This is a genomic window from Brevibacillus sp. AG162 (genome assembly GCF_006715575.1).
In the GTDB taxonomy this organism is placed as follows: Bacteria; Bacillota; Bacilli; order Brevibacillales; family Brevibacillaceae; genus Brevibacillus; species Brevibacillus brevis.
In genome coordinates, this window is sequence record NZ_VFNO01000005.1 from 326,978 (window position 1) to 338,942 (window position 11,965).

At 47.2% G+C, this 11,965-nt stretch carries 11 protein-coding genes; 2 read left to right on the forward strand and 9 right to left on the reverse strand.

What is annotated here, in order from left to right:
* Positions 1–54 precede the first annotated feature (54 nt).
* The 4 genes from FB479_RS17805 to FB479_RS17820 form a co-directional block, all read right to left on the reverse strand.
* Entirely contained in the window at positions 55–852 is a 798-nt protein-coding gene (locus FB479_RS17805) for an ABC transporter permease (protein WP_142066181.1), read from the reverse strand.
* The gene (locus FB479_RS17810) at positions 849–1,652 is read right to left on the reverse strand and encodes an ABC transporter permease (RefSeq protein WP_047072025.1); all 804 of its coding nucleotides are present in this window, start codon (positions 1,650–1,652) and stop codon (positions 849–851) included. The genes FB479_RS17805 and FB479_RS17810 overlap by 4 nt, the downstream gene beginning before the upstream one ends.
* Positions 1,653–1,696: 44 nt before the next feature.
* On the reverse strand, positions 1,697–2,683 hold the full coding sequence (locus FB479_RS17815) for an ABC transporter ATP-binding protein (RefSeq protein ID WP_142066182.1): 987 nt from the start codon (positions 2,681–2,683) through the stop codon (positions 1,697–1,699).
* A 191-nt stretch (positions 2,684–2,874) separates the two neighbouring features.
* Entirely contained in the window at positions 2,875–3,825 is a 951-nt protein-coding gene (locus FB479_RS17820) for a DMT family transporter (RefSeq protein ID WP_142066183.1), read from the reverse strand.
* Between the two features lie 137 nt (positions 3,826–3,962).
* On the opposite strand from FB479_RS17820, the gene FB479_RS17825 reads away from it, so the two are divergent.
* A complete protein-coding gene (locus FB479_RS17825; protein ID WP_142066184.1) occupies positions 3,963–5,312 on the forward strand; it encodes an aminotransferase-like domain-containing protein in 1,350 nt (449 codons plus the stop codon).
* 338 nt (positions 5,313–5,650) lie between these two features.
* Complete coding sequence (locus tag FB479_RS17830) at positions 5,651–6,274, forward strand: YqaA family protein (protein WP_106656961.1); 624 nt, start codon at positions 5,651–5,653, stop codon at positions 6,272–6,274.
* 55 nt (positions 6,275–6,329) lie between these two features.
* Here the strand turns inward: FB479_RS17830 and FB479_RS17835 are convergent, their stop codons facing one another.
* The 5 genes from FB479_RS17835 to rbsK form a co-directional block, all read right to left on the reverse strand.
* Positions 6,330–8,468 (reverse strand): ATP-dependent Clp protease ATP-binding subunit, encoded by a 2,139-nt coding sequence (locus FB479_RS17835; RefSeq protein ID WP_142066185.1) that lies wholly within the window; start codon positions 8,466–8,468, stop codon positions 6,330–6,332.
* 118 nt (positions 8,469–8,586) lie between these two features.
* Complete coding sequence (locus FB479_RS17840) at positions 8,587–9,726, reverse strand: MFS transporter (protein ID WP_142066186.1); 1,140 nt, start codon at positions 9,724–9,726, stop codon at positions 8,587–8,589.
* Between the two features lie 64 nt (positions 9,727–9,790).
* Positions 9,791–10,387: a TetR/AcrR family transcriptional regulator gene (locus FB479_RS17845; protein WP_142066187.1), complete on the reverse strand. Its 597-nt coding sequence runs from the start codon at positions 10,385–10,387 to the stop codon at positions 9,791–9,793.
* A 152-nt stretch (positions 10,388–10,539) separates the two neighbouring features.
* Positions 10,540–10,902: a cupin domain-containing protein gene (locus tag FB479_RS17850; RefSeq protein WP_221629580.1), complete on the reverse strand. Its 363-nt coding sequence runs from the start codon at positions 10,900–10,902 to the stop codon at positions 10,540–10,542.
* A 10-nt stretch (positions 10,903–10,912) separates the two neighbouring features.
* Positions 10,913–11,815: a ribokinase gene (rbsK, locus tag FB479_RS17855; RefSeq protein WP_142066189.1), complete on the reverse strand. Its 903-nt coding sequence runs from the start codon at positions 11,813–11,815 to the stop codon at positions 10,913–10,915.
* Positions 11,816–11,965: the final 150 nt, after the last annotated feature.

Genomic DNA, 11,965 nt, shown 5'->3' on the forward strand with positions numbered 1-11,965 from the left:
TCTCAACCTCCAAATCAGTTATGGGATTGCTTTTATGAAAACACCATGATGTATCTAAAAGATGGATTGATTATTTTTCGAATCTTTGCGGCGGAAAATCTCTGCCACCACAACCAACAGCACTGTACTCACGATCAAAAGTGTCGAGAGTGCATTCACTTCTGGCGAGACGCCTCGTTTTACCAACCCATAAATGTAGAGCGGCAATGTGGTCGAATTCGGACCAGCCACGAAGAACGAAATGATGAAATCGTCCAGCGACAAGGTAAACGCCATCAGGAAGCCTGCGATGATCCCTGGCATGATCAGAGGCAGCGTCACATAGCGCAATGTCTCCCATGGAGTTGCTCCCAAATCTTGAGACGCTTCTTCCAATTCTTTGCCCATATCAGCCAAACGTCCAGAGATAATGACCATCACATACGGCATGCTAAACGTAACATGCGCCAGGATCAGGGTCACTTTCCCCAGCTCCATCTGTACCTGGCTAAACAGCACGAGCAAAGCCAACCCCATCATGATCTCCGGGATGACGATCGGCAAGTACATCAGCCCGTTGAAGATGTTGCTCCAACGCAGCGAATAATGCTTGACCGCCAGAGCGGCAGCCGTACCAAAAACCGTTGCAATGACGCTGCTGATAATCCCAATCGTCAAACTATTCATTAACGCTTGCATGACCTGTCTGTTTTCAAACAAAGAAACGTACCACTTCCACGTAAAGCCAGTCCACGTAGCATTGATCCGTGAATCATTGAACGAATAAAGGACAAGGATCAAGATTGGCAGATACAAAAAGACCAGCATCAGCCACGAGTATCCAGATAGTGCGTTTCGACGTAATGTTTTCATGCCGATCCCTCCTTTGTCTCACTCGCTTTGGTAGCGCGGAAATAAAGAAGAATCAACAGCATGGACAATAGCATCAGCACGATGGACAAGGCAGAACCGAACGGCCAGTCACGCGCAGACAAAAATTGATTTTGAATGACGTTTCCGATCAGTGCCGATTTCGCTCCTCCCATGACATCCGGAACGACGAACATCCCAATGGAAGAAACAAATACGAGGATCGACCCAGTGACAACACCCGTCTTGGTCATCGGCAAAGTTACGTGCCAAAAAGCTTTCCAAGGTGTTGCGCCCAGGTCATACGCTGCTTCCAGCTTGCGACGATCCATCTGCTCCAGTGACACATAAATCGGCAGTACCATGAACGGCATGAGTGTGTACACCATCCCGAGCAGTACAGAACCGGAATTGTACAACAGCGGCAGCGGCTCCGATATAATGCCCAGCGATTGCAGGAACGTATTGATTACGCCTTGCGAACGCAGGATGATTACCCACGCATAGGAACGGACCAGGAAGTTGATCCAAAACGGAATCATCACGAGCAAAAGCCATATCTGCTGAGTCGATTTTTCCAGCCGTGATATGTAATACGCTAACGGGTAGCCGCACAAGATCGAAAATACAGTTGTTAAAACCGCTACGACCAGCGTATCCCCAAAAATTTGGCCATACAGCGGATCGAAAATACGGATGTAATTGTTCAGCGTAAACTCATAGACAACTTGCCCGTACGTGCCTCTTTTGAGGAAAGACAGGATAGCGATCATAAGCATAGGCAGGACGAAAAGCGCACCCATCCACAAAAGGGCGGGAAGCGCGAGCAGTTTTACCGGCTTCTTGTTTAACAAGGAAGAATCACCTCGTCCGTCTGTGCCCAGCCAATGGCCACTTGATCTCCCACCTGCCAGTCCAGACCGTCACCTGCGTACTGGTGTGCCATTACGGTCATATCCTGCCCCTCGAGGCGGATAAATACCTTGCGCAAATTGCCGAGGAACACCGCGTCAGCAATGGTGCCCAGCTTCTTGTGCTTGTCCTTATCGGAGTCAATCGGGTACAACTTGATCTTTTCTGGACGTACGGCTGCATTCGTTCCGTTTTCCCGGAAAATGTTGTTTTCCCCAATAAAGGTAGCCACAAACAAGGTTTGCGGGGAGTTGTAAATCTCTGCTGGAGAAGCAATTTGTTCAATTCGTCCCTTGTTCATAACCGCGATTCGATCGGACATCGCCATCGCTTCTTCCTGGTCATGTGTGACGTAAATGAACGTTATCCCTAAGTTCTTCTGCAAGTTTTTCAGTTCGAGCTGCAAGCTTTTTCGCAATTGATAGTCCAAAGCACCTAGAGGCTCGTCCAGAAGCAGAACGCGTGGGTTGTTAATAATCGCCCGTGCGATTGCTACGCGTTGCTGTTGTCCGCCAGACAGCTGCTTTGGCGTGCGCTTCCGCAATTCTGTCAGTTGGACGTACTGAAGTACTTCCTCTAAACGCTTTTGTTGTTCAGCTGCGTTCACTTTTTTCATTTTCAAACCAAACAGGATGTTTTGCTCCACGGTCATGTGTGGAAACAAAGCATATTGCTGGAACACCATGTTCATATCGCGCTGATACGGCGGCACAGCCTTAAGTGGCTTTTCGTCCAGGAAAATTTCCCCTGTCGTTGGCTGCTCAAAGCCAGCAATCATTCGCAGCAGTGTCGTTTTCCCACAGCCACTAGGGCCGAGTAACGTCAAAAACTCCCCTTCTTCAATGGAGAGAGAAAAAGAGGGGACGACGACAGTATCTGCAAATCTCTTTTCAATCGAATCCAGATGTATAATTTTTTTCATTCCGTCATCTCACCATATGTCATTATACTCATACAATCTAGGTAACTATATCGTGTATGCTACGATTTGTAAACAGTTTCACCAAGTCTGGAACGATTTTTTTGCGACCAGCAAAGCAGAGCGATTCCTCCACAAAAACAAACAGAGCGGATGAATAAACATTCGCTCTGTTGCGTATCCTTTTTATTTTCTCACACAGAGGTTGATTTCGTTTGAGGCGTGCGATTTTGGTTTTTCGATTTTGCCCCTAGGAAATTCGTCCCAATCACCCCGATAATAATCATCACTGCGCCAATGAGATGGTAGTATGCCAATTGTTCCTGCAAAAAGATAACGCCTGCCACGATGGTAACCAATGTAGACAGATTGTTAAACACGCTGAGTTTGGATGCCTCCATCTTGGACAAGGCAAAGTTGGTCATAAAAGACGTCATGAGCGAGGACAGTATCCCCAAAAATACAATCGAGATGATAAAGGCCGAGCTGGCGAAAGGGGCAAAATACGTGGACAAGGTCCCCTCTGCACTATGGCGAATGATTGACCAGCCGTTAAAAAATATAAATCCGAGTAACGCCACCATATACGTCATGTCTATATAATGAAAGGACTTTGTCATTTTCCTCGCCAGTACACTATACCCCGCCATAGAAAACGCGGATAACAGGATGAGAATGGTACCGATACTGCTCCCTGAGCCTGAGCTTACACCCAGCCCCTTCATGGCAAAAATGTACACGACACCTCCTACGGATAACAGCGTGGACAGCTTTTGCAGCCAGGTAGAAGACTCTCCCAAAAAGAATGCCGCCATGATCATGGTAAAAATCGGAACGGTTGCTTGAATAATCCCTGCTTCAGATGAAGTGGTATACACCAGTCCAAACGCCTGAAGGGTAAAGAACAGAATGGGATACAGCATGGCGAGCGGTATAATTGTGAGCATGTCTTTTGGTTTGATGGACAGCTTGATCCATCCAAACACGATCGGAATGGAAGCAGCGATAAAGGCCACGGTAAAACGGTGTGCCAAAGTATCAACCGGATTGGTTACAGCGAGTGCCATTTTCAGAAACAAAAACGACAAGCCGGTAATCCCTGCATTCAGTAATGCCGCAACAATCGCTTTTTGTTGGTCTTTCATCGTATGTATCTCTCCTACTGGGGACTTTTTACAGACGGCCGTCTTAGGTTAATAGTAATGGGGGATCAATCGTGCTACAATGCAAAAAAGGAGTAACTGTACCGATACAAATTCAGCGGTAAGGGAATGTTTTTTGGATGCACAAATATTTGCAGCTTCAAAATGAACTCGAAACGTTGATTGAAAGCCTCTCCTATCGAGACGGCGACCGGCTTCCCTCCATACGGGAGCTCGCCTCTCGCTACCAATGCAGCAAGAGTACCGTTATCCGCACCTTGGATGAGCTCGAAAAGCGTCATCTCATCTACTCGGTCGACCGAAGCGGCTACTACGTCGTGAAAAAACAAAGGAAGATACAACCCGCAGATACGTCGATGATCGATTTTGCGACCTCTGCTCCCGATCCTGACCTCTTTCCTTATATCGACTTTCAACACTGCATCAATAAAGCAATTGAAACCTATAAAAACGATCTTTTCATATACGGAACCACACAAGGCTTGCCATCGCTCATTGCCGTCGTCGCCAAGCTGCTTGGGAACCATCAAGTTTTTACAGACCCGGGCAATATTTTCATTACCTCCGGTGTCCAACAAGCACTATCCTTGCTGTGCAGTCTTCCTTTTCCAAATGGCAAAGAAACGATTCTGATTGAGCAGCCCAGCTACCACCTTTTCATTGAAAGTTTGCAAGTACGCAGGTATCCTGTCGTCGGGATCAAGCGCACTGCCCAAGGAATCGATTTAGAAGAGCTAGAGTCTATTTTCCGAACGGGAGAGATCAAGTTTTTCTATACGATGCCTCGCTATCATAGCCCGCTCGGTACGACGTACAGCCGAAAGGATAAACAGCGCATTGTGGAGCTTGCCCAACAGTACGACGTCTATATCGTGGAAGACGATTACATGGCAGATCTTGAGCATGACAGCAAAGCGGATCCCCTCTTTGCCTATGACCGCTATTCTCGCACCATCTATGTAAAAAGCTATTCCAAAATTATTTTTCCCGGTCTGCGTTTGGGTGTAGCCGTTATACCTGACGCGCTAAAGGATTCCTTCAACCAGCACAAACGACTCATGGATATCGACAGCTCCATGCTATCGCAAGCTGCGTTGGAAATTTACCTAAAAAGCGGAATGTTCGAGCGTCACAAGCAAAAAATACGCAGTTCCTATCATCGGCGATCCAACCTGCTGATGGCGTCCTTGAACCATTTCACGGCGAATGAAGATCATCTGTTCACCTTTCAGCCCCTTGCTTATCCGGGGATTCATACGCACATTGTTTTGAACGATTCCATCCCAGTTCCCGCTGTTATCAGCCAGTTAAAAAAACGCTCGATCCTCGTGGATTCTATTGATAAAAATTACTTGATGGGATTTCCGCAAGAAAATATTTTGAAGCTGAATGTGTCCTATGCCAAGGAAGCAGTGATTGAGCAAGGGATTCATGTGCTGATGGATGTGTTACGCCGCATGCACCGATAACCTATCCGCCTTAAGTCGCAGATAAAATCCGGCGAGGGTGCGTTTTTGGACAACCAATAAAAGTGTGATTGTTGAGTAACCCGAGAACCGTCTACATCGTATTATCAGATACAGGAACATAGTTGTGGTAAATCGTTGTATAGTAAGTGAATCCCAATTCAAAAAAATTCGTTCCATAGTCGGCCAGTTTGAAGTAGAATCGCATCTATACACATATAATTTGTTGGGCTTACTCGGTGTGAAGCTGAATATTCCGACAAATCGCGCAGACCTGGTACGATCCGACTCGATTGAGTTGATGACTGGCAGTTAACGATAGAATGACAAAGGAGAAATAGATGTTTCAGAACATTTTAGATTTCTTAATGGAATACGGCTATATGGGAATGTTCATCCATTCTTTTGCAGACGCAGTCATCTTTCCCGTTCCTGCCTTCTTTCTTCAAGTGCCACTCAGCCTCGTTGATCCTTCGCAGGCATTGTGGATTGCAACGGTAGGCTACATCGCTTGTCTGTTAGGGACACCCGTCGGTTATTTTCTCGGTAAAGTACTAGGCAAATCCGTTCTTTACAAAATCCTCAAAAAGGAATGGATTGATTCTGCCACAGAGATGTTTCAAAAGAAGGGCGAAGTCGCGATCTTCATTGGTTCGTTTACACCGATTCCGTTTAAAGTATTTACTATCATGTCGGGTTGCTTGAACTTCCCGTTGTGGAAATTGATCGGGTATGCGGCAATTGGACGGGCAGTCAAATTTTACGCAGTCGGATTTTTGTTTTATTTTTACGGCAAAATGGCGGAAAATATGGTCCATGACGTTTCTCTCTATATCTTTCTCACCGTGGTGCCGCTCATCTTGGTTGGATTATGGGTGAAGAAAATCGTCACCAAGCGCCGCCAGCTGAAAATGGAAAGTACTGGCGTCAGCAATGGCATCAATGAGAAAGTCATGAATAAATAAAGTCGATAACAAAAAGCAAAGAAACCCCACATTGGGGTTTCTTTTTTTACGACTGTTATCCTTTTTTCACACGAATCACATCATCTTCTACATCAATGACCATGGCTGTTACATTGTCTTCTTCCATCACCAAATCCGCAATGCCATCCTCGACGTATTGCTGAATCACGCGACGCAATGGACGTGCCCCGAAGGAAGGGTTGTAGCCCAGCTCAGCCAGCTTTTCTTTTGCGGCATCTGTCACGCTGATCTCCATTCCTTGCTCAGACAGATTGCCCATGACATCTTGCAGCAGCAGATCGACGATTTTGACCAAATCCTGTTTTCCCAGATGGGCAAAGGAAATGATCGAGTCGAAGCGGTTCAGGAACTCCGGCTTGAAGTACGCTCCCAAAGAATCCAGCACGGTTGCAGGTTCGGGTGCTTGTGCTCCAAAGCCAACGGAGATTTTACGCTCGCTCACACCGGCATTGCTAGTCGCAATGATGACCGTCTCCTTAAAATTCACTGTACGACCCTGACTGTCTGTCAGACGACCATCCTCCAGAATTTGCAGGAACATGTGCATCACGTCCGGGTGTGCTTTTTCGATCTCATCCAGCAGGATAATGCTGTACGGGTTGCGGCGTACGCGCTCTGTCAGCTGACCTGCTTCTTCATGCCCGACGTAGCCAGGAGGAGAACCAATCAATTTGGATACCGAGTGCTTCTCCATGTACTCGCTCATATCGAGGCGGATCATGGAATCGCGGGTACCAAACAGCTCCTCTGCCAGCGCTTTGGACAGCTCTGTTTTCCCTACGCCAGTCGGACCGACGAACAGGAAGGAAGCAATCGGTCTGTTTTTCGGTTTCAGACCTGCACGACTGCGTCGAATCGCCTTCGCTACTTGTGTGACCGCCTCGGATTGACCAATGACTTTTGCTTCCAAATGAGCTGCCAGGTTTTTCATTTTCATCTGCTCATCACTTTGCAGCTTCGTAACAGGAATCCCAGTCTTTTGCTCGATCAAGGCTTGAATGTCCGTGACGTCAACCTGAACGCGTTGCTCCTTGCCCTCGATCTGATCCAGCTTCTCTAGAATACCCGCTTCCTCGTCTCTCAGACGGGCAGCTCGTTCGTAGGCCTCTTGCTCCGTTGCTTCCTTTTTCTCCTGATTGATTTGCGCCAGCCGCTCATGCAGCTCTGCCGTATCAACTGCGGAGGATCGCAGGTTCAAACGCGAGCCCACTTCATCCATGAGGTCAATCGCCTTGTCAGGCAAGAAGCGATCCTGAATATAACGATGGGAGTATTCCACGCAGGCACGAATGACATCATCCGAGTAAGCGACTTGGTGGAATGCTTCGTATTTCGGACGCAATCCTTTCAAAATCTCGATGGCTTGTTCTACGGTTGGTTCCTTGACCATGACTGGCTGCAGGCGGCGCTCCAGAGCAGCGTCTTTTTCAATCACGCGATACTCTTTTAACGTAGTTGCCCCAATCAGCTGCAACTCACCGCGAGCCAGTGCAGGCTTCAGGATGTTCCCAGCATCCATTGATCCTTCCGCTGAGCCTGCTCCCACCAGAAGATGAATCTCATCAACAAACAGGATGACGTTTTTGCGTTTTTGCAGCTCGGCAATCACTTGCTTCATTTTTTCCTCGAACTGTCCACGAATTCCCGTTCCTGCAACCAGAGAGGCGACATCTAAAATGTACACCTGCTTGTTTTTCAGCTTGGTCGGTACTTGCCCTTCCGTAATACGCAGGGCGAGCCCCTCCGCAATCGCTGTCTTCCCGACCCCTGGCTCCCCGATCAGAACCGGATTGTTCTTGTTGCGTCGGTTCAAAATCTCAATGACACGCTCAATTTCCTGTTCGCGTCCAATCACAGGATCAATCAGTCCGGCACGCGCCGCATCGTTTAGATTACGGCCCAGGTCATCGAGGATGCCTCCGCCACGCTCTGGTGCTTGTGGCTGCGGTTGGCTGGACGATTTGCCCGGATTCACCCGGCCTTGGGCAAAGCCTTGCAGGAACTCATCCAGTCCAGAGAAGGAGGAGAAAGGACTAAAGCCCATCCCTACTCCCATTTTGTTGGTCAGCTTTGTTTTGCAATCCTGGCACAGATCGTATTTTTGTTGCTGATTTTGTACACGTATATGAACAGTCACAGTTGCTTCTCGTTGTTTGCAGATTTCACAATGCATATTCAATCCCCCCAAAAGCGTTGTTTTGGAATTCAGAAGATCTTTGACCTTCCCTGACCTTCGTTGACTTTATTATAGTTTGACCTTTTTTGACTTTCAAGAGGGATTGTATGGTTTTTTACACTTTGCTCTTTTGCAGATAGGGAACGATTGAAAGTAACCCAATACCAGCTAAACAAGCACCTACCCACAATGGTGAAACAAGCCCATAGCCACTGCTGATCCCGATCCCCCCTAAGGAAGATCCAATCGCAACACCCAATGTAATAAAGGAAGTATGCACAGTGTTTACCATCGTCCCACTGCCTGCTGTATTCATGACGCGTGCGATCATGGCCGGATTCATCGCTACGCCCGTCAACCCAATCAGAACAATGGACAGCACAGCGATCCATTTATTTTCGGCGCCTACGGCAAACAGAACCAATGCCGCTACGAGCATGCTTAATCCCGTTACAAGGATTCGCATGGTGAAACGATCAGCAAATCTGCCAATCACGATATTTCCGATCACGGTCGCGATCCCATAAAGCGCAAGCAAATACGGGATGCTCGCAGCCGAAAATGCCGTTACATCCGTAAGAATCGGAGTAAAATAACTAAACGCTGCGAAGGTACCGCCAATGATCAGCATACTCGTTGCATACGCGGCCCAAAGGTGCGGATTTTGAAAACTGGCAAGCTCATCCTTTCCATTCATCTGGTCCTTTTGTGCGGAGGAAGGGAGCAACCATTGAATCAAGATCCCTGATAGCAATACGACTACTGCAACAGCCCAAAAGCTCATTCTCCAGCCGAAATATTGTGCAATCACGGTTGTCAGAGGGAGTCCGATGACAGTAGCAATCATTAAGCCTGCCAAAACAATCGAAGCTGCCTTTCCCCGTGAATGAGGGGGAACCAAGCTGGCTGAAATACTGACGGAGATGCCAAACGCTGCGGATGAAGCGATACCCGTTAGGATACGCGCAAGCATCATCGACTCGTAATTCCAAGCCATTGCTCCTAACGCTTGACCAATAAAGAAGACGGCAACCAATGAAAGCAGCGCTTGTTTTCGGCGAATGTGCAGGAGAGTTGCTGTTAGGATCGGGCCTCCTATCACCATTGCACCCGCATACGCCGTAATGAAATACCCGATGGAGGGAATCGATACACCGAAATCATCGGCAAGCTCATTCATCATCCCGGCCACCATAAATTCAGAAGTCGTCATCGCAAAAATTGCTACCGCTAACAAATAAATCATCGACGGCATGAAGGAACACCCCTCGCTCATTATTGTAACAATCGGTACAAAAATCACTCAAAAAAAGAGCGCATTACGCGCCGAAGATAGATTCCATGGTGCCACTCATGATTTGTTCAGCCAATGTCCGATTTTGTGTAGATGTATTCAACACACGGAAGCCGTAGTAGCTGCTTAAAAATAGGCTTGCCAAATCCACAGCAGATCGTTTTTGGGGGATTTCGCCCGTTTGCAAGCCTTCCTCCATCACTTTTTCCATGGCTTGCTTTAGAAGTTCAACATGTCTGGAGACGATTTCTTCAATCTTGGGTTCGTCTTTTGCCCGTTCCAATCCCGCATTGATCAACAAACATCCCTTTGGATTCGTTGATTCAAAGTCTTCCACCAATGCCCAAGCTAAAAAATTTTGCAACCGTTCTTTCACGGAACCCGGACTTTCCAATAATGCCCGCTGTTCACGAATACCCGTTTCGTGATAGTGTTCCACCACTGCTAGATACAGGTCCTGCTTGCTGCCAAACGTATTGTACAAGCTGCCTTTTCCTAGTCCAGTATCACTGCATAAATCATGCGTAGAACAACCATTGTAGCCTTTTGACCAAAATGTTTTCATGGCCACATCTACGATAGAAGTGTAATCAAAATCACGAGGTCTGCCGCGTTTGCTCAACGGAATCCTCCCTTCGTTTCCAACTGTTATGGAAATTTTACACATTATGTACCGATCGGTCAACAAATGAGATGTCTGCAACTGTAATCCATCCATGCATATAGAAAAAGCCCATTTTGAAAATCATCTCTCAAAATAGGCTTGATCATGGATTATATCGTCTCTAAATCTGTTACTGTTTTTTCGTTTACTTGATCGCCAGTATTCAGCGTCGTCTTTGGTTCAAGCAACAATACATGAACCTCTTCCTCTGCAACCGGCATATGCTCTACACCTTTTGGAACAATGAGAAATTCCCCTTCGTTTAACCAAACATCTTTATCACGAAACTTAATAAGCAGTTGCCCTTTCACAACTAAGAACATCTCATCCTCATTTTCATGCTGATGCCAGACAAACTCTCCTTTTAATTTCGCTAGCTTTACATAGGAATCATTAAGTTCTCCTGCAATTTTGGGATTCCAATGCTCATGGAATAACGAAAACTTTTCAGCTAAATTGACCTTCATCATTATTCTCCCCCCATTAAAAAGAGTATGCTTGTACTTCATCGAACGTAGGCAGGGATGGTTGCGCACCATTCCTTGTAACGACAATCGCTGCTACTTTGCTGGCAAAAGTGGCCGCTTCCGTTTCTGTCATTCCTTGTGTGATCCCAACCGCAAATGCTGCCGTAAAGGAATCGCCTGCCGCAGTTGTATCCACTGGCTCTACGCGGAAAGCCGGGATGTGGGTCGCCTCATCGGAGGTTACTAAGAGAGCGCCCTTTTCCCCCAACGTCACGATGACGCGCTTTGGTCCGCCAGACAAAAGCTTTTTGGCTGCGGCATGCACTTCGTCAATCGTGGATACGGGCATTCCCGTGAGAATAGAAAGCTCTGTTTCATTTGGGGTTAGGGTATGTACATGGGTTAATAGTTCACTGGATAGCTCGCGTGCAGGTGCCGGATTTAAAATGACCAGCTTGCCGAGTCGAGCAGCCTCTTTGGCTGTATATTCCACGACATTCATCGGGATTTCCAGTTGGAGCAATACGACGTCGCTGTCCTTTAAAATAGACAGATTGTCTGCAATATGCTCCGTACTGACGAGCGCATTCGCACCCGGAACGAGCACGATGTTGTTTTCCCCATCATCACTGACATTGATAAAAGCCATGCCTGTCGTACCCGAGCGTTTAATCCCTTCTATGTGAACGTGCGCATCCGTTAGCCCTTTGACCATGACCTGGCCGTTCTCATCTTCTCCTACCATTCCAATCATGGAGACATGCGCACCTAGGCGAGATGCCGCTACTGCCTGATTCGCTCCCTTTCCACCCGGGATCAGCTCGAAGTGATGGCTTGTGATCGTTTCTCCTGCTTTGGGCAAATGATGTACATGGGTTACGAGATCCATATTGATGCTTCCTACTACTGCGATTTTCACAACGAGCCCTCCTCGTTCCATCTCGAACATGATGATTCGGTCGGTTACAAAATAGTGCTTTTCATCCGAGAAGTCAACGTATTTTCTAAAGGATTGTTCCCAAGACTTGGAGCACAGCGCCTCCTTTGGATATAATGAACAAATCTTCTA